At 52.4% G+C, this 20727-nt stretch carries 24 protein-coding genes and 1 riboswitch; of the genes, 4 read left to right on the plus strand and 20 right to left on the minus strand.

The window, feature by feature from the left end:
• Positions 1 to 58: 58 nt before the first annotated feature.
• From skT53_RS05385 to skT53_RS05435, 11 genes are all read right to left on the minus strand, one after another.
• Positions 59 to 838, minus strand: a complete 780-nt coding sequence (locus skT53_RS05385; RefSeq protein ID WP_200760131.1) for a prepilin peptidase — start codon at positions 836 to 838, stop codon at positions 59 to 61.
• A 112-nt stretch (positions 839 to 950) separates the two neighbouring features.
• Positions 951 to 1718 carry a uroporphyrinogen-III C-methyltransferase gene (cobA, locus tag skT53_RS05390; protein WP_200760132.1) on the minus strand — a complete coding sequence of 256 codons (768 nt, stop codon included), beginning with the start codon at positions 1716 to 1718 and terminating at the stop codon, positions 951 to 953.
• Between the two features lie 72 nt (positions 1719 to 1790).
• Entirely contained in the window at positions 1791 to 3425 is a 1635-nt protein-coding gene (gene cobJ / locus skT53_RS05395; protein ID WP_404828955.1) for a precorrin-3B C(17)-methyltransferase, read from the minus strand.
• 53 nt (positions 3426 to 3478) lie between these two features.
• Positions 3479 to 4408 (minus strand): sirohydrochlorin chelatase, encoded by a 930-nt coding sequence (locus tag skT53_RS05400; protein WP_264176002.1) that lies wholly within the window; start codon positions 4406 to 4408, stop codon positions 3479 to 3481.
• 34 nt (positions 4409 to 4442) lie between these two features.
• Positions 4443 to 5930, minus strand: a complete 1488-nt coding sequence (locus tag skT53_RS05405; RefSeq protein ID WP_200760135.1) for a cobyrinic acid a,c-diamide synthase CobB — start codon at positions 5928 to 5930, stop codon at positions 4443 to 4445.
• Positions 5927 to 7051, minus strand: a complete 1125-nt coding sequence (locus skT53_RS05410; protein ID WP_200760136.1) for a cobalt-precorrin 5A hydrolase — start codon at positions 7049 to 7051, stop codon at positions 5927 to 5929. Before skT53_RS05410 ends, skT53_RS05405 begins: the two co-directional genes overlap by 4 nt.
• Positions 7051 to 7869, minus strand: coding sequence for a precorrin-4 C(11)-methyltransferase (gene cobM, locus skT53_RS05415; protein WP_200760137.1), 819 nt, complete (start codon positions 7867 to 7869; stop codon positions 7051 to 7053). The genes skT53_RS05410 and cobM overlap by 1 nt, the downstream gene beginning before the upstream one ends.
• 5 nt (positions 7870 to 7874) lie before the next feature.
• Complete coding sequence (gene cobI / locus skT53_RS05420; RefSeq protein WP_200760138.1) at positions 7875 to 8582, minus strand: precorrin-2 C(20)-methyltransferase; 708 nt, start codon at positions 8580 to 8582, stop codon at positions 7875 to 7877.
• Complete coding sequence (gene cbiE, locus skT53_RS05425) at positions 8579 to 9922, minus strand: precorrin-6y C5,15-methyltransferase (decarboxylating) subunit CbiE (RefSeq protein WP_200760139.1); 1344 nt, start codon at positions 9920 to 9922, stop codon at positions 8579 to 8581. Before cbiE ends, cobI begins: the two co-directional genes overlap by 4 nt.
• Positions 9888 to 11174 carry a cobalt-precorrin-5B (C(1))-methyltransferase gene (locus skT53_RS05430; protein WP_200760140.1) on the minus strand — a complete coding sequence of 429 codons (1287 nt, stop codon included), beginning with the start codon at positions 11172 to 11174 and terminating at the stop codon, positions 9888 to 9890. The genes cbiE and skT53_RS05430 overlap by 35 nt, the downstream gene beginning before the upstream one ends.
• Before the next feature lie 5 nt (positions 11175 to 11179).
• Positions 11180 to 11818, minus strand: coding sequence for a precorrin-8X methylmutase (locus skT53_RS05435; RefSeq protein WP_200760141.1), 639 nt, complete (start codon positions 11816 to 11818; stop codon positions 11180 to 11182).
• A gap of 164 nt (positions 11819 to 11982) precedes the next feature.
• Positions 11983 to 12168: riboswitch (cobalamin riboswitch) on the minus strand.
• A 149-nt stretch (positions 12169 to 12317) separates the two neighbouring features.
• Here skT53_RS05435 and cobK point away from each other — a divergent pair.
• The 4 genes from cobK to skT53_RS05455 all read left to right on the plus strand — a co-directional run bounded on the left by cobK (position 12318) and on the right by skT53_RS05455 (position 14300).
• Entirely contained in the window at positions 12318 to 13139 is an 822-nt protein-coding gene (gene cobK / locus skT53_RS05440) for a precorrin-6A reductase (RefSeq protein ID WP_200760142.1), read from the plus strand.
• On the plus strand, positions 13136 to 13732 hold the full coding sequence (locus tag skT53_RS05445; protein WP_200760143.1) for a cob(I)yrinic acid a,c-diamide adenosyltransferase: 597 nt from the start codon (positions 13136 to 13138) through the stop codon (positions 13730 to 13732). The genes cobK and skT53_RS05445 overlap by 4 nt, the downstream gene beginning before the upstream one ends.
• Positions 13729 to 13944 (plus strand): hypothetical protein, encoded by a 216-nt coding sequence (locus skT53_RS05450; protein WP_200760144.1) that lies wholly within the window; start codon positions 13729 to 13731, stop codon positions 13942 to 13944. Before skT53_RS05445 ends, skT53_RS05450 begins: the two co-directional genes overlap by 4 nt.
• A gap of 131 nt (positions 13945 to 14075) precedes the next feature.
• Positions 14076 to 14300, plus strand: a complete 225-nt coding sequence (locus skT53_RS05455; protein WP_200760145.1) for a hypothetical protein — start codon at positions 14076 to 14078, stop codon at positions 14298 to 14300.
• A gap of 92 nt (positions 14301 to 14392) precedes the next feature.
• Here skT53_RS05455 and skT53_RS05460 read toward each other — a convergent pair whose 3' ends face one another.
• The 9 genes from skT53_RS05460 to skT53_RS05500 form a co-directional block, all read right to left on the minus strand.
• Positions 14393 to 14710: an SgcJ/EcaC family oxidoreductase gene (locus tag skT53_RS05460; RefSeq protein ID WP_200760146.1), complete on the minus strand. Its 318-nt coding sequence runs from the start codon at positions 14708 to 14710 to the stop codon at positions 14393 to 14395.
• 35 nt (positions 14711 to 14745) lie between these two features.
• Positions 14746 to 14958 carry an acetyl-CoA carboxylase biotin carboxyl carrier protein subunit gene (locus skT53_RS05465; protein ID WP_200760147.1) on the minus strand — a complete coding sequence of 71 codons (213 nt, stop codon included), beginning with the start codon at positions 14956 to 14958 and terminating at the stop codon, positions 14746 to 14748.
• A gap of 19 nt (positions 14959 to 14977) precedes the next feature.
• The gene (locus skT53_RS05470) at positions 14978 to 16552 is read right to left on the minus strand and encodes a class I adenylate-forming enzyme family protein (protein WP_200760148.1); all 1575 of its coding nucleotides are present in this window, start codon (positions 16550 to 16552) and stop codon (positions 14978 to 14980) included.
• 50 nt (positions 16553 to 16602) lie between these two features.
• A complete protein-coding gene (locus skT53_RS05475) occupies positions 16603 to 18069 on the minus strand; it encodes a sodium:solute symporter family transporter (protein ID WP_200760149.1) in 1467 nt (488 codons plus the stop codon).
• Between the two features lie 3 nt (positions 18070 to 18072).
• On the minus strand, positions 18073 to 18459 hold the full coding sequence (locus skT53_RS05480; RefSeq protein ID WP_200760150.1) for a hypothetical protein: 387 nt from the start codon (positions 18457 to 18459) through the stop codon (positions 18073 to 18075).
• Positions 18460 to 18492: 33 nt separating this feature from the next.
• The gene (locus skT53_RS05485; protein ID WP_200760151.1) at positions 18493 to 18933 is read right to left on the minus strand and encodes a MaoC/PaaZ C-terminal domain-containing protein; all 441 of its coding nucleotides are present in this window, start codon (positions 18931 to 18933) and stop codon (positions 18493 to 18495) included.
• 50 nt (positions 18934 to 18983) lie between these two features.
• On the minus strand, positions 18984 to 19361 hold the full coding sequence (locus tag skT53_RS05490; RefSeq protein ID WP_200760152.1) for a class I adenylate-forming enzyme family protein: 378 nt from the start codon (positions 19359 to 19361) through the stop codon (positions 18984 to 18986).
• Positions 19337 to 19504, minus strand: coding sequence for a hypothetical protein (locus skT53_RS05495; RefSeq protein ID WP_200760153.1), 168 nt, complete (start codon positions 19502 to 19504; stop codon positions 19337 to 19339). Before skT53_RS05495 ends, skT53_RS05490 begins: the two co-directional genes overlap by 25 nt.
• Before the next feature lie 68 nt (positions 19505 to 19572).
• Positions 19573 to 20721, minus strand: coding sequence for an acyl-CoA dehydrogenase family protein (locus skT53_RS05500; RefSeq protein WP_200760154.1), 1149 nt, complete (start codon positions 20719 to 20721; stop codon positions 19573 to 19575).
• Positions 20722 to 20727 lie beyond the last annotated feature (6 nt).

A 20727-nucleotide genomic window follows, 5' to 3' on the forward strand; every position in this document is an offset into this window, starting at 1 on the left:
AAACCAAATTGTCTAACGCATGGATGCGCTTATGCCGATAGGATAAATATATAATTTCCTATCGACTGAAAAATGACAGATAGTGCCGCCAAAAAATATCCCCTGCCAGATACGAAAGGATCCCGCCCAATGCCAAACAGGGACCAAACGGAAAGTAGGATCGTTTCGTCAGCTTTCCCCTTGCCATCCGTAAACCGCCGAGCACGACTCCCGTAAATGAACTGATGAAAAGCGACAAAAACGTTTCCTGCAGACCCACCGCCATACCGATTCCTGCCATCAGTTTTACGTCGCCAAGCCCCATCCCCTGCATCCCAAACAGATAAGGACTGATTCTGTGTAAAGCGAACAGCACGCCTGCTCCCGTAAGGCCTCCCGCTGCATAATAAGAAAAAGATTCTGTGTCTGTCAGCGATCGGAACAGGACCGCTAGCAAAATCAGCGTATAGGACAACTCATTTGGCAGTATCATTGACTTTTGGTCAATCAGCGCCAGCGGGATTAACAGACTGGCAAAAGCAAGACCAAAACCTGTTTCCCAAGAGATGCCGTACCGCCACGCGACGGCAGCCCAAACAGTAGCGGTCAGCAGTTCAACCGCCGGGTATTTCCAATTGATCGACGCCCTGCAGGTTCGGCATCTGCCGCGCAAAAGCAGCCAGCTGAAAACGGGAATCAAATCGAACGGGCGAAGAGTCGTTTGGCAATGAGGACAATGAGAGCGAGGAGTTACAAGTGATTGACGTTTGGGAAGCCGACAGGCCACCACGTTTAGAAAAGAACCGACCAGCAGGCCGGCAAGCGTGAAACAGAATAAATCAAGCGGGGAAAGAATCATGTTTTTCGTCCTTTACAATCTACCATTCTTCCGGGTTGTTTCCAGTATAGCCGATTCTTTGTCCGACTGAAATAAAGAAAAATAAAAGAAACTTGGCTTTCGCCAAGCCTGTCTATACTTCCATTACCAATTGCTTTTCAAACCAGGCGATCCGCTCCCGCAACCGCACCACATCGCCGATTACAATCACCGCCGGATTCTGAAAATGTGAGCGGGCGGCTTCCTCCGCAATATTTGCCAATGTGCCCACCAGCGTGGTTTGTTTTTGGCAGGTGCCCCAATGGATGAGAGCGACGGGCGTAGCGGATGACCGGCCATTTGCGATAAGATTCTCGGCAATCAAAGATAGATTGCCAATTCCCATCAAGATCACCAGCGTCTCCTGATCGTTCGCGTATCGCGCCCAATCGATCGCTGAGTTTTCCTTCTCAGGATTTTCGCAACCCGTTAAGACGCAGAATGAGGAAGCGATTCCCCGGTGGGTAAGCGGAATCCCCGCATAGGCCGGTACGGCGACAGCAGATGTAACTCCGGGAATTACCTCAAATTCAATGCCATGTTCTGCCAGAGCGGCCGCTTCTTCTCCGCCGCGGCCAAACACGAATGGATCTCCGCCTTTCAGCCGGGTGACCGTTTTTCCCGCAAGCGCTTTTTCGACCAGCAGCTTGTTGATTTCCTCCTGCCGTAACGTGTGATGGTTGGGGAATTTACCGGCAAACACGAATTCGGCATGCTCTGGCGCGTACTTCAACAGTTCACGGGAAACAAGCCGGTCATAAATCAACACATCGGCCTGTTGAATACTTTCCAGCCCTTTTAACGTGATGAGTTTTGGATCACCGGGCCCCGCACCGGTCAAATAGACTTTTCCTTTTTGCATATCGCTTCCCCCCCTTTTATATTACGGCTTCAGACAGCTGAATTGCTCATCAGCAGCGCGACTCTCCTCTGTTCAATCCCCGCAGTTCGGTTCGACATTGAGAACTGGCACCGAACCGTCCCAGCGGAAGCCGGACACTTCTCCCTGACGCTTCATATATTTATGGAATCGCTCTTTCGGATGCGCATTTTCCAGGTATTCCGCGACAATTTGCTGCACAATGCCAACCACTTCTTCAGGCGGAACTTTTTCCGCCACTTTCTGGCCAGGGTGAGGGGCGCAGCCGCCTCTTTTGCCGCCAAGATAAATTTCGAAAAATCCACGTCTGTACACCACGCCAATATCTTCCATCACTGCTCCGTAGCAGGCCATCGCACAACCGTTCACGCCGATTTTCAATTCGTTTGGCGTTTCAATCCCTTGAAACAAGCGGTGCAGTTCTTCCGCAAAAGGGATCGCTTCTGTTTTCTCCCCTTCGCAAAAATCGCATGCCACCACTTTGGCAGTCAAACCGGTAGGTGAAATCAACAAGCCCATGTCGGTCAGTTTTTTGCTGATTTCGTCCGGATTGGCAGCCGGAATTTTGAGCACCATTTCGTGGAGGGTCGTGTAGGTAATACTCCCTTCTTCGCCAACCAGCTCCGCCATGCCAATCAACTGCGCGGGGGTAAAGTTCTTATTGGCGACGCCCGGTGAAACCGCAATTTCCAAAACCGGCAGATAGTCCGGGTGGAGCGGCATTGTCGGATTTTGAGTTGCGTAAGCAGTTTCCGGTTGCCGTTCCGCCGTTGCAACAGAAGAGACCGAGGGGCGGGAAGCATCGGCCACGCCAAAAGAAGAACCAGATGGGCGGGAAGCATCGGCCACGCCAACAGAGGAACCAGACGAACCGGCAAGGTCAGCCTTTTCAACAGATACGGCAGGGGAATCGTTAGCGTCGAGCGACCACGGGCTTGGCAAAAGACCACGCGGTTGCCCTTCCAGCCGTCCTCCCTCACGGGACAATGTATACTTGCGCTGATAACCGCGCGGCGTGACAATCAGATCATGGTAATTGATCGTCGATGAATTGCCTATAATGACCGTTGTCAACATGCCGATCTCATGATTCAACATATCTTCCAACGTTGTGACCACAACATTTTGCGCTTCCCGGTAGGCGCTTTTCACCAGTCCGACCGGCGTTTTCGGCGAACGGTACTTCAGCAATATTCGCTGTGTCTCCACGATTTGGCGTGTCCGGCGGCCGCTTTTCGGATTGTACAAAACGACCACAAAATCCCCCATTCCGGCCGCTTCCACCCGTTTTGCGATGACCTCCCAGGGAGTCAAGAGATCGGACAGGGAAATCGAGACAAAATCGTGCATCAGCGGAGCGCCCAACAACGAGGCGCAGGATGCGAGAGCAGGTACGCCCGGCACAATTTCGACCTGTGGATTGTCACCCGGCTTCCATCCCTGTTCTATTAACACTTCGTATACGAGCCCCGCCATGCCGTAGATGCCCGATTCACCAGACGAGATGACGCTGACGATACGGCCCGATTTTGCCTGTTTGACCGCTTCTTGCGCTCTTGAAACCTCTTCTGTCATGCCCGTTCGAACAATCTGTTTCTTGTTGAGCAGACCGCTGACAATATCGACATACGTTTTGTAGCCGATCACCATTTCGCTTTGTTCGAGGGCATAACGGGCCCGCTCTGTCATTTGCTCATAGGAGCCGGGACCAAATCCAACGACGAAAATTTTCCCCACTTCGATTACCTCCTTCCCGTCGGATGCACGTGATGCGTTGCTTCGTGGTGGTCACGATGCGGATCATGAGTTCCATGATCGTGATGGTGATGTACCGCTTCCAGCCGATATTTGCACAGGTCGCAATTCATTTGTGCTTCGCCTGTGGCTACTTCCTGTACCCGATCGTGGATAATGTCGATCAGTTTGGGGTGGTATCCGAAATACTGAGCAAGCGTGAACTGCACATGAGAAACTTCAGTTGCCAGTTCGGCCAGCATTTCTTCCATCCGCTTCATCAGAATGCCTGTAAACAGGAAGTAGGGGAGTACAATTACATGGGACGTTCCCGTTCGAACTGCACGTTTTATACCCGTTGGAAAATCGGGCCAGGTAACGCCAATAAAACAAACTTCCACATTAGCCACTCCCGTCCGTTCCCACAAAATCCGAGCCAGTTTATATAAATCCCCGTTCGCGTCCTGATCACTCGACCCCCGGCCGACAAGCAAAATTGTCGCATTGCTGCGGTCATAGGATGCACCTTTGGCATCCTCCTGCAGATCGCCTTCACTGTAAGTCTGCAGTGAAACCTCCGCCTCCTGCAGTCGTTCTTCCAGAATGGTCAGAACTTCCTCATGCAGCCCCAAATGACGTCCGTACTGAATTGTCAGATGAGGATGACGCAGCCTTGCCTGATCTAAAATATGTGGGATTTCCACCTTTACATGGCCGGCCGCCAAAAGGATCACAGGCACGGTGGTAATGTGTGTTACCCCTTCGGCTGCCAAACGATCAATTGTTTCTCCAATGGAGGGGTCCGCCAATTCGAGAAAGCAAAGTTCGATTCTCGTCTGTCTGTTGCGCTCCCGGACCTTTTCGACAAACTGTTCAAACTGACTGTTTCCTTCCGGATCCCGGCTCCCGTGCCCGATTAACAGAACCGCTTCCTGCATGGACATCCCCTCAATTCTTTCATTAATAGTATTTTCAATAGTTTTTCCGATAAGCCTCACAACGTTTGATGAACGATTGAACCACATTCAGATTGGACGCAAAATGCAAATGTGTATAGCTCGCCAACAAATTCCCGGCCGCATATCCTTCCGGCGTTTCGCCTTTGCGTCCCGACAGACGCCACGCCCAAGGGTAAGGATCGACTTCCGGTGTCAACAGGGAGTAGTGAAACTCATGCCCTTTTGCATGTTCCCCTGCTTGCAAAAGCAGGTGATCTTGTGCGGCAGCCGCCTCGCGATAACCGAGCTCCGCCAGCCTTGCCTGCATTTGGACGCTGGCTGGCAGCAAACCGACCATCGGGAACGAATGGCCCGCTCGATCCGTCAACTTTCGGCACAAAAACATTAACCCGCCGCATTCCGCGTAAATCGGCATGTTGTCAGCATGCGCCTGCCGAATCTCCTCAAACAGACAGGTCTTGCCGGACAATTTCGCCGCAAATTCTTCCGGAAAACCGCCGCCGATATAAAGTCCGTCTATCCGATTCGGCAAATGTTCATCCGTCAAAGGAGAGAAGTAGACCAATTCGGCGCCAAACGATTCGAGCAGTTCCAGATTTTCCGGATAGTAAAAATTAAACGCGCTGTCCCGCGCCACCGCGATTCGCACCCGTGGTTCCTGTTTCTCGGCAGGAAACAACGAAACGGAAGGCGGCTCCAGTTCGGAAACGTCTGCTGCCAATCTCGCCAGCTGTTCCAGATCGATCGTGGACGATACTTTGTCCGCCAAGCGATCAAACAGACCGTTTAATTCTCCACGCTCGACGGCCGGAATCAAGCCGAGGTGCCGTTCCGGCAGCGTGATCGCATCGTCCCGCTCCAGATACCCGAGACAGGGTATGCCGCACTCCTGCTCAATCGCCGCTTTTACAATCTCAAAATGTCCCTTTGACCCGACTTTGTTTGCAATGACGCCGACAATTCGGCAGGCAGGGTCCATTTTTTGAAAGCCAAGCACAATGGCAGCCGCCGAGCGGGCCATCGACTGGGCGTTAAGCACCAAAACGACGGGGGCATCCAACAGTTTGCCGACTTCCGCCGTACTTCCCTGGTCATTGAGCGGATTTTTCCCGTCATAAAATCCCATGACGCCCTCAATAACCGCCAAATCGGCCGATTCTGCCGCGCGCAGAAAACATTCCCGCATTACGTCGTGCGTCAGCATCCAGGTATCCAGATTGCGGGACTGCCTGCCCGTCACAGCGGTATGATAGGAAGGATCAATATAATCGGGCCCCACTTTAAACCCTTGTACGACAACCCCTTTTTTTCGAAAAGCGGCCATTAAGCCTACCGTCACTGTCGTTTTGCCAGCGCCCGAGCCGGTGCCCGCCACCACCAGGCGGGGAACCCGGCTGTTTTGTGCGGCGGTAGGCCGCCCGCTGCCCGGTGCAGCAATCCACTCGCCCCCCGCTGCGGCACCGCTCGCTCCAGGTATTCGACTATCCCCCGTGCGGCTCATACCGGTACCTCCGCTTTCGAAAAGTTAACCCGTGCAATCGAGAGAGTCAGGTTCCCGCTTTTCACTTTTTCGACCAGCAGTTGATCCGTGTTTGCGGCCAGCATGGCAGCCGGTTCGCTGACTCCGTAAGCGCCCGTATATTTGTAAACCGTCTCGGACGGATTTGGAAAATCGACCTGATTCAATTGATCCGGTTCGTATGCCTGCAAGGGCCAGCCGTATTTTTCACAGACGGCAAGCAGACCGGCCTCGTCTTTCTTCAGTGAAATGGTGGCGACGCATTTCACGCTTTTAAACGACAACCCCTGCTGCTCCAACGTTTCGAGTACCGCGCTTTCAATTTCTTCCATAGAGGTGCCGCGATTGCAACCGATCCCGAGTACAATCGATTGGGGACGGTAGACAACGCGATACGCAGCAATCGATAATTCTGCTTCTGTCAGAAGCCGGTCTGTAATCCACAAAACCGCATGGTATCCTTCCGGTCGGCTGTCACGGGCTTCCTGCAGGCTGCCCGCTACCCGGATCTGTTTCGGGATCGCGCCTTTTCGCTTCCACCAATCCGGTTCCCCCGTCTCTTGAATCACCGCCACCGGTTCTTCGTTGACCACGGCGGCGGAGGCAGGCGTGACCTGCCGGTCATCGTCGATTCGCCAGCCAAATTCACGGCCCAGTAAATCGACAGCGATCGTATTGGATACGTCCGATGCGGTTGTGACAACCGGCGCTGCGCCGAGCGCTGCCGCCACCCGCTCCGTCAGAGCATTCGCACCGCCCAAATGGCCGGATAACACCGAGATGGCAAACTGCGCTTTGTCGTCTACGACGACTACAGCCGGGTCGACTTTTTTATCTTTCAGGACGGGAGCGATCATCCGCACCACCGCACCAAGTGAGATCAACAAAATCCATCCTTCGTAACGGTGAAACATCTGCTCCAAAAGCAGCCGCACATTGGTCGGAAAAGAGTATACCGTCTGTTCCTCACCCGGCTGCAAAAACTTTTCGGACAGATACAAGTCAGCGTCCGGCATTGATGCAGCCAAGCGGCGCGCCAGTTCTGCCCCGTGTTTGGTAATCCCTACAATGGCAAACGATTTCGGCTGCTCGGCCACCCGCATTAGCGGTCACCTCCGCTGTTTGCGACAGCCGTCCCATCCTGTTTGACCGCGCGACGATAGCGGTGTGCAAACGTCTTATCGTACAGTTTCGATTTGTGTTCATGCGACCATTGCAGTTTCTCATCCAGCGCTTTGCCCGCCAGCACCATCGCGTGTGAACGGATGCCGTGCCGTTTCATGTCGGCAGCCACTTCCCCCACCGTGGAACGAACCACAACCTGATCCGGCCAAGTCGCCCGCTGTACTACCGCGACTGGTGTATCATCGCTCCAACCGGCCGCCCGCAGTTCAGAAACTACTTTTTCCATTAAAGTGGCTGATAGAAACAGCGCAATCGTCGCGCCATGCTTAGCCAAATCGGCCAATTTTTCCCCGTCCGGAACAGGCGTGCGCCCTTCTGCCCTTGTCAAAATCAGCGTTTGTGTCAATTCGGGAATCGTCAATTCGGCCCCCAATACGGCCGCAGCCGCAAAAACAGAGGATACGCCCGGCACGATTTCCCACTCGACACCCGCCTCATTCAAATGAACAATCTGCTCCATAATCGCTCCGTACACGGCTGGATCGCCTGTATGCACCCTGGCCACCGTACCGCCTGCCTTCGTCACTTCCACCATCCGCTGGACAATTTCTTCCAGTGCCAAGCCGGCGCTTTTCTCAACCACAGCCCCCGGTTTTACGTCTGCCACCACTTCGTCGCTGACCAATGAATCGGTGTATAAAATCAAATCGGCTTCCCCGATCAGCCGTTTGCCTTTTACCGTGATCAGTTCGGGATCGCCGGGGCCTGCCCCGATAATGTACACCTTGCCTGCCATACGGCTCACGCCCCTTTTTTGACAATCATCAGGGTCAAATATTCCAGCTCCTGTCCTTCCAACGCCAGCATATCGCGGTAAATCACTTCGTCCGGCGACCCTGCCTTCGTCACAACGGTCGCTTTATCAACCAGATCCAGTTCTTTCAGCAGTCCGATCACTTCGGTCAACACTTTCGCCACCTTGATAAAAACGACCGTATCATGTTCGATCAGCGCTTTTCGCATCGCGTCCATATCGTAGGTAGCAGGAATGATGCCCAATTGTTGATCGCCGTCCGCCAACGGAATATCCAGCCTCGATGCCGCTCCGTTAATCGATGAAATGCCGGAAACAATCTCAATTTCGACTTCCGGATGACGCTCTTTCAAAAGCCGTGTCAGGTGGATCGCCGTACTGTACAGATACGGGTCGCCTTCCGTAACAAACGCTACGTTGCGCCCATCGGAAAGCTTTTCCCACACATCCTGCACAATCGCTTCCCATTTGGCCTTCAAAAGTTCTTGGTCGCGCGTCATCGGGAAATGCAGGCCCAGGCGGTCGACTCCTTCCGGCAGGTAATCTTCCACAATCGATAGGGCGTAGCTGTCGCCGTTCAATTTGCGGGGATATGCCACCACGTCAATGTTTGACAAAATCCGATATGCTTTTAACGTAACCAGTTCTTTATCGCCCGGTCCAACACCCAGCGCATACAGTTTTCCGATATTCATTCTTCGTCGATCTCCTCTCGATCTTCCATTCTGACCGCCTTTACGATATAGACCGGATCGTACGATTCAAACCGTGTCAGATTGAGAATCGGCTTGCTCCGTGCAATCTGCATCATGGTCACTTCCACATGCATGTCAAGACGTTTAAAACCGTCCACCGCTCCGTACAGACTTTCAATGGTGGCGGCGTTTAGCACAATGCGTCCGCCAGGTTTCAGCTTGCGTACGCACAGTTCCAAAAGCGGCTGCATCTGTCCCGACGTGCCGCCGATAAAAATCGCATCCGCGTCCGGCCATTCCTCCAGGCCATCTGGCGCTTTTCCCGTTTGGAACGACACGTTCGTCCGCCCAAACTTTTCGACATTGGCTCGGATAATGTCCTGATCGTCCTCGTTTTTTTCAATCAGATAGGCATGCCCGAACGGCGCCAGCATCGACGCCTCAATGCCGACCGAGCCGGTTGCCGCCCCGATGTCCCAAATCACGTCATGCGGCCGAATCTGCATCTTGGCCAATGTCACAGCCCGCACTTCCGTTTTGGTAATCAATCCTCGCTTTGGTTTGCGCTGGTGAAACTGATGTTCCGGAATCCCCATCGGGAAAAACGGGACCACTGCAGCCGTATCAGAGGCAGCCGCAACGGATGCAGCCGTCCGCCGGAACGCGGACACCGCATCGGAATTCGCCGGAATCGCCTCTGTTCCCCCGCTATCCTCACCCCGCAGCAGAATCACCACGTTCAAATCGGAAAACGATTCTGATACCGCCTCCTGAAGCGTATACCTGCCGGTCCGCTCGTTTTCACTGCCGAGATTTTCTCCGACAAACATCGTGACATGGTCAAATCCTGCCGCCAGCAAATCGCCTGCAATCGCGGCCGGACTGTTATCCGGATCGGTCAGCAGCGCCACTTTCGGATGCTCTCTCACCCACTGCACAATATGTTCTCTCGTTTTCCCGTGTACAGAAGCCAAAAACGCATCATGCCAGCTTTCTTTCAACCGCGCAAACGCCAATTGTACGGATGACAGCCCCGGATGGATTTCAATTCGCTGTTTGCCCAGTTTTTTGCCGATAAATCCTGCAATCCCATGAAAATTCGGATCGCCTGACGCCAGCACCACCACACGTTTGCCTTCCCGCTGCGCCTCGTCAATCACCTGCACCGCTTTTACCAATCCGTCCTGCAGGGCAAATTTGTCCGCCCGCGATTCAGCGAAAAAGGAAAGGTGCCGCTCGCCGCCGACCAACAGGTCCGCATCTTCCACATGCTGCCGCCCAGCCGCCAAAAGACTGTTCGCGCCGTCATCGCCAATCCCGATAATTCGGACTGGATGCATCTGTAGACCCCCTTCCGATAATGCGGCCGTCGAATTCCGCCAAAATCGTATCCACTTCAAATACGCTCCCCGCGTGCTTCTTGCATTCTTCACTGATCATCAAACATAGCAGGGCAAAAAACTTGTCATACCCGGCCGCTTCCAGCATATCGCCAACCTGTTTGGCCGTGTTGGCCTGTAAAATTTCCTGCCGCAGCTCAGCCTGAACCCCAACGCGCCCGGCCACTTCCGCCAGAAATTCAAAATCGACCTGTGATCCTTTGGAATGCAGATTCATCTGGCCGGCCGCCAATTTTGAAAATTTGCCCATCATGCCCGACATCGTCACCTGTTTCACCGATTGTTTGGCACAATGTTTGAGGGCGATGCCCGCAAAATCGCCGATCTGGATGAATGCTTCCTCCGGCAGATCAGGGAGCTCTTGCTGGGCGATTTTTTCACTGCGGCCACCGGTTGTCAGCACCAGATGGTCGCATCCGTTCGCGACCGCCACATCAATCGCCTGTACAACGCTTGCAATATAGGCGGCCGATGAAAACGGTTTAACAATTCCGGTGGTGCCAAGAATCGAAATGCCGCCGATAATTCCCAGGCGGGCGTTCAATGTTTTTTTGGCAATCTCTTCACCTTCCGGAACGGAAATGACCACTCGCAGTCCACGGACAGATACCGCGCTACCGAGCTCAGCGAATACTCCGGCGGGAAACCCTTCTGTCAGGAAGTCCCCTGCTGTGATCCCCTTCTCCTTAAGAAACCGGTCCACCTCTTCCGCTACGGTGGTGGTAATCATTTTACGCGGCACCGGATTGATCGCCGCATACCCTACCGGCAGATCAAGCCCCGGTTTCGTGATGCGCCCCACACCCGTTCCGCCGTCCAATTCAATTCCCGCCTTGTCGTTCAGGGTAACAGTCGCAAAAATATGCGCCCCATGCGTCGCATCCGGATCGTCGCCGCCGTCTTTAATCACCGAGCAGGATGCCATGTCGCGCGTAAATTCCAGATTGTGAATGTCAAACGTAACATCTTCGCCAGCCGGAATCCGAATGGTGACAGCAGATACCTGCAGTCCCGTCAACAGGGCATGCGTCGCCGCTTTTGCGGCTGCTGTCGCACAGGACCCCGTTGTATACCCGTGTCGAAGCGGTTTCTCGCTATCAGCCTGCCCTTCCGTGTCCGCACGGCCAGATTCGGACGGCTGCTTCCCCCGGTTAACGTTGCTGCTTGTATTCTGGTCAGCATCGCTTGCCATACGGGTCACTCCTTATCCGCTAACAGAGAAAGGGCATTGACAATCGATACGGCAACCGGCGAACCGCCTTTTCGCCCGACATTTGTAATAAACGGAACTCCCTTAAGCTTCGCAAGCAGTTCTTTCGACTCAGCCGCTGACACGAATCCGACCGGAACTCCGATGATCAAACCCGGTTTCGCTTCTCCGCTCTCGACCAACCGGATCAATTCGAGCAGTGCGGTCGGCGCGTTGCCGATCGCAAATATGCCGCCTTCACAAAGCTGGGCTGCTTTCCTGGTAGCGACGATCGCCCGCGTCGTGTTCAATTTTTTCGCTTCCTCCATAACGTCCGGGTCGGAAATAAAACAGTGCACAGAACAGCCGTACTTGTTCAAACGGGGCTTGGAAATGCCCGACTCGATCATCTGCACGTCAGCAATCACGGCGCGTCCTGCGCGGATCGCCTGAATTCCCGCCTGTACCGCATCGGGCGAGAAGACCACTGAACGGCCCAGTTCAAAATCGGCAGAGGCATGAATCACCCTTTGCACAACCGGAAACTGTTCATCTGTAAACGGGTGTTCTCCCAATTCCTCTTTAATAATCTCAAAACTTTTCGCTTCGATTTCCTGCGGTTGTGTGGTTACAGGCACGAAAGACATTACACATCCTCCTTTGTTTTTCTATCATCCTATCTGACTCGAAACTGGCTGCCTAACAATCCCGCCTAGCAAAAACCCCAGCCAAAGGCTGGGGGTTCATCAGTCGAACAAGCATTGCGGGCCGCAAGATCAACAAATCCACACCGTACCTTTTCCTCGAAGGAACCATGGTGTTCGCCTGGGTAGGTCTCCTGGCTCTCGGCTCTTCTCCTGCGCTTCTGCTCACCTTCCCCGAATTTCGAGTGGCATTTTGAACAGAAACTGGCCGATTACAGTGGCGGGACCGCTCGGGTCTTTCACCCGATTCCCTGTTACCCCCTTAACGGGGCACCCATACGACAACGATATGTAATTTTTATGACAAGCAGGAATTTTATATTCTTTATTAGAATACATGTTTTTAGGAAACATTGCCAGAATTATTTCGCAAACGCGCAGATTCAAGGCTAGAAGGGGAATTGCCGCCCTTCTTTTTTTGATCAGAATAGGAGTGATCGAAATGATTTTCTGTTTGGCGGGAACCAGCGATGCACGTGAATTGGCCCTGCAGTTGCAAGCGGCGGGTTACCCACTGTTGACCTCCGTTGTCACCGAATCGGCTGCCGATTCTTTGCGGAAAGCAGGTTTGACAGTAACAGTCGGCCGCAAAACGGCGGATGAGATGGTGCAGCTTTTGAAAGAACAACACATTGCCGCCATTGTCGATGCCAGTCATCCATTTGCGGAAATTGCTTCGCAAAACGCGATGCAGGCAGCCGAGCAATTGAAGATTCCGTATTTTCGCTACGAACGGCCCGGTACGATTTTATCCGATCATCCGCTGATCACGTATGTACGGGATTATCAGGAGGCGGCAGAGGTTGCGCTTGAGCAGAAAGGGACCATTTTCTTGACGACCGGATCGAAAACGCTGGACATTTTTGCCCGCGTGCTAAACGGCGTGGACGGAATCCGGATGATCGCCCGCATGCTTCCGAATGAAGAAAATATGCGCAAATGCGCGGACCTCGGCATCCCGCAAAAAAATATTGTCGCCATGCAGGGCCCCTTTTCGGAAGAATTGAACCTCGCATTCTATCGGCATTACAAGGTGTCAACCCTGATCACAAAAGAATCGGGCGCGGAGGGGTCTGTGCAGGAAAAAGTAAAGGCGGCGCTCGATGAAGGAATTCGCATCATTGTGATCTGCCGTCCCGGCATCGAATACGGACAAATTTACCAATCGGCCGGTGCACTGTTGTCTGCTTTACAGGAAACACAAATTTCTCCGGAAAGGTGTGCTCCGTCAGACTTCACCACATCAGGAGGTCGATCCGAATGAGCATTTACACACGAACAGGCGACAAGGGCAAGACTGCTCTGGTTGGCGACAGACGAAACAAGGACGATCTGCGGGTGGAAGCATACGGCACGGTCGATGAGGCCAACTCGTTTGTTGGCGATGCACTGTCCGCATTGGAAGAATCGGCTTTTGATTTCTCCGATATGATTGAAGTATTGGATGCCGTTCAGCAAGAACTGTTTGATACAGGCAGCGATCTGGCTACAGTCGGCGAAGTGCGTCCTTACAAAGTAAGCCCGGAAATGGTGGATCGTCTTGAGCCGCTGATTGATCTGTACATGTCACAGGCGGTTCCGGTCAAGAAATTCATCATTCCCGGAGGCTCCCGGATTTCCAGTAAGCTGCATCTATGCCGGACCGTAACGCGGCGGGCGGAACGCCGGGTGGTCGCCCTTGCCCATGCAGAACCGATCAACCCTGAATGTTTACGCTACCTGAATCGGCTGTCCGACCTGTTCTTTGCCATGGCACGAGCGGCCAATGCCCGCTGCAACCGGCCTGACCGGGAATACGTCCGCTCCCGCAACGTGTTCCGTCATGCAATGGGGAAGAATGAGGAGGCTGAATCATGAATCAACACGCATTTACACCCGAAGAAAAAGCCGCTGTTTACAGAGCGATTTATGAACGTCGCGACATACGTTCTTTTTTGCCGGACCCCATCGAGGAAGAGGTGCCACTCCAGATACAAGGTTGCTTGGACAATTCAGTTTCCAGGATGAAACCGCCCGATGATTTTCAAATATTTCGCTTTCGTTTCCAAATTTCCTTGTTGCTTCTTTGAACTCTTCTTTTCCCTGAATCTCGTCTCTTCTTTGAACCTCATCCTATTTTCGGAATAAAACCGCTTTTTCCAAGAAATACTAATGGCAAAAGGTCCGACAGACCCTAACACTACACGAGGAGAAGGCCACCATGAAAGTGAATGAAACCAGACTGTTGCAACCGTACGAGGAAGTGGAGTTTTTCGATGAATTGGGGACAGCTGACGCGTACAACCTGAGTGTCACGCTGGAGCAAAATCAACAGGAAACGTTTGATCCGAACAGTTATGTGGATTGCCGTTGGGAACAAAACAAGCTGAGAATCCGCAACACCACCGGAAGTCCCGTGTATCTGACCGTGAAAGCCAACTCGTAATTGCGAATTCTCCCATCCCGGTTTTGCCCAAACCGTCTTTCCAAACAGAGTGCCACCCTGCTTGCCCCTTGGGGTGGCACTTGCATTTCATTTCACTTAAGCAGCTGTCTTAACTCTTCCGTCATTTGTTCCACTAATTCAGGTCTTCCATGAAACTGAGCTGGGGTATTCTGAAAAAGTTGGATACGGTAATTTCCTTCCTTATTTATGACAACTAGAGTGTGATGTGTATTGACATTCGGATTGAGGTCCGATTGTCCTGGCGGCACCATACCTGCTATAGCACGTAAAATGGCTACAGCAGAACCCAGAAAACGCACACTTTTCACTTTGCTGACGAACCGTGCGGTGGGGGTGATGCACCCATCAAAACCAATGCTCTCGCCGTCTTCTGTGAACAGCTCAGCCATGCTACGGGCACTGCGGTTGTTCCACGCATCTAGGTCTACTCCAGTTCGATCAAAACAGCTCCTTCATTCACAAAATCACCCTCCTGAATTTTGATTTCCTTTATCGTACCATCCGTTTCTGCCGCAATCGGAATCTCCATTTTCATCGATTCAAGAATGACAACCTCTTGCCCTTCTTTCACGATGTCTCCCTGCGAAACAAGAACTTTCCATACGTTACCTGCCATGCTTGCCACCACTTGACTCATTTGTATACCCCTTTCTGTTCTAAGTCTGTTGCCCGATATGAGTGCCTAACGATTTAAGCCTTTCACGCAAAACGTATTTCTGAATTTTGCCAGATGGCGTACGTGGGATTTCATCGACAAATACAACCCGGCGCGGTTTTTTGTAACCGGCCAAATGGTCCGTGCAGAATTGAACAATCAGTTCTTCCTTAATATCGGAGCGCTGTTTGGGAACAATCACAGCACAGACAGTCTCCACATATTTCGGGTCTGGAATCGCAATAACCGCCACATCTTTGACAGCCGGATGACGGATCAGCACATCTTCGATTTCAATCGGGTAGATGTTTTCACCCCCGCTGCGGATCATATCTTTCTTTCGTCCGGCAATCATCAAATACCCGTCCTCGTCAATTTTCCCAAGATCTCCCGTATGACACCATCCATCTACAAAAGTGGCGGCGGTCGCCCCCGGTTTCTGCCAGTACCCGAGCGACACAACCGGATTTTTAATGCAAATTTCACCTGCTTCCCCTGTGGGAACGGGCCGATTTTGCTCATCTACCACCTTAATTTCGGTTAACGGCATCGGTTTTCCAACTGTATGTCCTTTTCGTTTGGCGTCTTGCGGGTCTAGGCTCGCGGCGATCGGCGACCCTTCCGTAAGCCCGTAGATCTGCACCAAACCGACGTGCGGGAACCGTTCGTGAATCCGTTCGATCGCCCACGGAATGACCGGATCCCCGCCTGACACGATTCGTTTCAGACATGACAGTTTGAAATCGGCCAACCGAGGAGCGTTGAGCATCTCATAGATCATAAAGGGAAACAGCAGAACATCGGTGACCTGTTCTTTCTCTACGACTTCCACAACCCGTTCAATCGAGAAACCGCCGCTGCGGGTGATAATCACCGTCCCCCCTGCCAAAAGCGTAGGCAGCGCCAAATCTTCCATGCCGCCGACATGATAAAGCGGCCCGGCAGTCAAGCAGATGGTCTCCACCGACAAATTCCACTTCATAATTTGAATGGCGCAAAACCAAAGAGTGTTGGCATGTGTCCAAAGCGCTCCTTTTGGCCTTCCGGTGGTTCCCGATGTATACATCAGCATCACCGGATCGGCAAGCTCGACGGGAACATCCGTAATCTCGGACAAATCGCCTTCCTCCATAACGTCCCACGGTTCTGCCCACTGCGGTACCGGTTTGTTTTCAAAAGGGAGACTGACATAACGCTCGACTGGCACCATCGCCCGGATTGGATCAAGCTTTTCCGCCAACGACGAGTGAAAACATAACACTTTCGTGCCCGAATCGCTTAGCGCATATTGAAACTCCTCACTTGCCAGCCGAAAGTTCAGTCTCACTGCGATCGCCCCAATTTTGGCACAAGCAAAGTATAAAGCCCAATATTCAAGACAGTTGTACAGCAGAATGCCCACTCGGTCTCCTTTTGCAATCCCCATTTCGCACAGCGCGTTCCCATAGGCGTTCGACCTGCGGTGCAACTCTTCATAGGTCCAGGCCTCATCGCTTTCCAATTTCAAAGCGATCTTTGATGGTTCGACCGTTTTCAAATTCCCCAAAATCTGCCTTGTCAAAAACCCTACATTCATTCTCGCTTCCTCCCCGCCTTGTCAGTTGGCACCTGTTTCCCGTCTGTCTTCTACCCTTCGATAACCTCAAGCAGCTGACGATCCAATTTTTTCACGGATGACTGTGTCAACAGCGACACCGCCACAAAAACGAGAATCGCCAAAGTAAACGCAAACGCGCCGTTGATGATTCCTGGAGGCAGCGGTTTAAATCCATATTTGGCACCCACTTCCAGCACAAAATTCGCCAACAGGCTGACCGCAATGCTGGCTACCGCTCCCTGTTTGGTCGCTTTTTCCCAAACAAGCCCCAGTACGACTGGCGGGAAAATGGCGGATGCGAACGTTCCCCAGCCAAACACGCCCAACAACGCGACCAGTGTATCCATATAAAGGGCAAACAGGGTCGAAACGACCAACAGCGCGGCAACCGCCACACGGCTCCAGAACAGTTCCCGTTTTACTTCCTGATGGAATGCTTTTGGAATATCTCGAATCAGGCTGGCGGCACCCAACGTAACAAAACTGGAACCGGTCGACATGATGGCTGCCAGCAGACCGGCAATCACGAGGCCCGCGATCACGGGCGGCGTAAATTCGGTCAAAAATGCGGTCAAAGTATCATCAGGCGACTTGACGGCCGGAAACTTACCTTGGATCTTTAACACCAATGCACACAATCCAATCCCAATCACCAAAAACGTGGTCATTACGTAAGCCAACCCCGCTGTGAACGCTCCCCATTTCAGGTGTTTCGTGTCTTTGATCATCAAAAACTTGGTGATAAAATGCGGCTGTCCGGCCGCTCCCAAACTGAACAGGAAAAACCAGCACACGATGCTCAGTATCGGATACGAGCCATAAGGCGAAGCGAGCAGCGGTTTAGAGGAATACAGGGTTTCCGTCATATGGGGAATTCCGCCTCCCGCATCAATCGCCAGAAAGAACGCAATGATTGATACGATGGCCATCAAGACTCCCTGAAACAGGTCGGTATAAACTCCCGCTACCATACCGCCTCCGATACAGTAAAACGCTAAAATCGCCAACCCGATGACCGCTCCGACGTTTGGCGATACCCCAAAGATTGTGTTCATAATCACTCCCATCGCCTGCACCTGAGTGCCCAAATATCCAATCACGCCCAGCACCACGGCAACCCCCATCCACCCGCGCGCCGCTTTGCTGCTGTATCTCTTTTCCATAATGTCACCAAGCGTGTACACTTCGCCCAATGCCCCCAACTTCCAAATCCGTTTGCCAACCAGAAACCATGCCAATGCAAACCCGAGCGGAGCGGCCACCATAATCCCGGCAGCAAACCCCAATCCGCCGCTCAACGTGAGACCGGTGCCGCCGACCATGCCAAACCCGCTCTGAATAGAGGAAAAAGCGGCAATTGCCATAACAAACATGCCAAGGTTGCGGCCCGCAATGTAAAAATCACTGCTCGATTTGGTCCGTCGAGTCGCCCATATGCCGATCAAAACGCAAACCAACAAATAAAGAACCGCAATGATCACAATGGTCGTCTGCATTCTCTATTCCCCCTGCATGGAATCAGAGTGAGATGAAAACGTCAGCCCATAAAGCAAGCTTACAAGAATCGCAATCGGCCAGATGCCAAGAAAGAACAAGGCGGTAGTCGGTACCATTCCGAAGACGAGTGTACTGCCTCCTGTCGGGGAATGAAGCGACAAGACGTCCAACCATACATATAAAATCAGGTACAGAACTGTAATGCTTACTGGAACCCATATCAATTGCGGTTTTCTTTTCAGTTGTTGCCAAAGACCCAACAGGACGCCAATTCCGATAATGAACAGATACGGATACAAAATGATTCGCCACGCCCCTGTCAGCATTCCAATCAAAATTAGTATGACAAGGCCCGTAAACGCATAGATCCATTTGTCGGCTGAAAACATTTTCAATCCCCCCGGTCGTCCGGATCACTTCCGTTACTTCTGCGGACTCCTGTTGATCATCAGCTTCATCGTGGCAACCGCCGCTATATCCCCATTTTGTTTTTTAATTTCCTGCAAAATGGTTATTACGCCACGACCGCCTTCTTTTTCCGTGATATCGATCACTTTTGTTTCTATATGAATGGTGTCGCCGATAAATGTCGGGTTAACAAACCGCACATTTTCCATACCATAAAATGCCACCACGACATCCGGATCAAACTGAAACAGGCCAGATGCGGCCGACAGAACCAGCATGCCATGTGCAATTCGTTGTTTGAACGCTGTGTTTGCTGCATACTCTTTGTCCGTATGCAGCGGAAACCAGTCTCCACTGAAGGCGGCAAACATTACCAGGTCCGACTCGGTGATCGTTCTTCCCCTTGACACCCAAGTTTCTCCTATCACAAACTGATCCAGATATTTTGTAAACATCGAATTACCCCCTTATAAGATTTCATCCCCCACAACGTCTGTTGGAAATGTTACCCATGCACCGAGTGATCCGCAAAATATTCCGCATACATCTGGCGCAGCACGTTTTTCTGGATTTTGCCGGTAGCGGTGGACGGAAACTGTTCCAAAATGACAACCGCTTTCGGCACCTCATAATTGCCGAGCGATTTTCTGCAGTGCGCAATCACCTCTTCCGCCGTAACGGTTTCGCCCGGTTTCGGAGTCACAAACGCGGTGACCGCTTCGCTCCAGAGCGGGTGCGGAAGTCCTACAACCGCACAGTTGGCAATTCTGGAATCGTTTAAAATCACGCCTTCCACCTTGACAGACGGTACGTTCTCGCCGCCGCTCTTGATCATGTCCTTTTTGCGGTCGACAAAAATCAACTGTCCGTCTGCGTCAAACATGCCAAGATCGCCGGTATGGTGCCATCCGAATTTTCTCGTTTTTCTCCGTCAACCGCCGCCATCTTTTGCGGATAGCGATGCGCGGGACGGCGAACGATGTCTCCGATGACGATCCGGCTGATGCGTTCCCATGTGGCTTCCACCCTTGACTCCTCCCTCCGCCAACAGAAATCGAAATAGTCCGATAATTTTTATGCAATCGAAACCTGGTTCAGACCAGGCCCATTCGCTTTACCAGAATTTCATTCATAATTTCGGTCGTTCCGCCGCCAATTGGCTGCAATCGGGCATCCCGCCAGTACCGCTGAACGGGATATTCCATCATATACCCATTGCCCCCATGAATCTGGATGGCCATATCGGTTACTTCCCTGGCCATCTCTGCTGCAAGCGCCTTCGCCATCGTCGTCTCCGTCACCGCATCCTCGCCGTTTGCGTACAAATACAAGGCGTGATAGGTCAGATGGCGCGCCCGTTCAATCTCAACTGCCATATCCACCAACATATGTTGGATCACCTGAAACCGCCGAATCGGTCCGCCAAACTGGGTTCGTTCGCCCGCATATTGGATGGCTGCTTCCAATGCAGATTCTGCTGTACCGACAGACATGATGGCGAGTGTAATCCGTTCCCACTGAAAATTTTGCATAATGTAATAAAATCCCTTGTTTTCTTCCCCCAACAAGTTGGCTGTCGGCACTTTCACTTCATCAAAAATCAATTCCGCCGTATCAGACGCCCGCCACCCCAACCTTTTCAGTTTCCGGCCAACGGAAAATCCGGGCGTGTTGGTTTCCACAAGAAACAGGCTGATCCCCCGATGACCGGCAGCCGGGTCCGTTTTGGCGGCTACGACTGCGACATCAGCCCGTACGCCGTTTGTAACAAACATTTTGCTGCCATTTAAAACGTAACAATCCCCTTCTTTGCGAGCCGTCGTCCGGATTCCTGCCACATCCGAGCCGGCGTATGCTTCCGTAATCGCAAACGCCGTTATTTGCTCACCGCGAATCCCTGGTGTCAGATATTTCCGCTTCTGTTCCTCATTGCCAAACCGCCAGATGGGCGGCAGACCGATTCCGATATGTCCGCCGATTCCGGCTGCCACACCATTGGAACCGCATTTGGCCAACTCTTCCAAAAACACCGTCTCCATGATCAGATCGTCGCCACTGCCCCCATATTCTTCCGGAAACTTGATGCCCAAATAGCCCAACTCGCCCGCCCTTTTGAAAAGATGCGCAGGAAACTCCTCCATCCTTTCCCAATCGTCCACATAAGGAATAATTTCTTTTTTGACCCAACTGCGGACCGCATCCCGTAACATCTCATGTTCCCTGTTAAAAATCCAATGCGCCATGCAAGC

This window comes from Effusibacillus dendaii (assembly GCF_015097055.1).
In the GTDB taxonomy this organism is placed as follows: Bacteria; Bacillota; Bacilli; order Tumebacillales; family Effusibacillaceae; genus Effusibacillus; species Effusibacillus dendaii.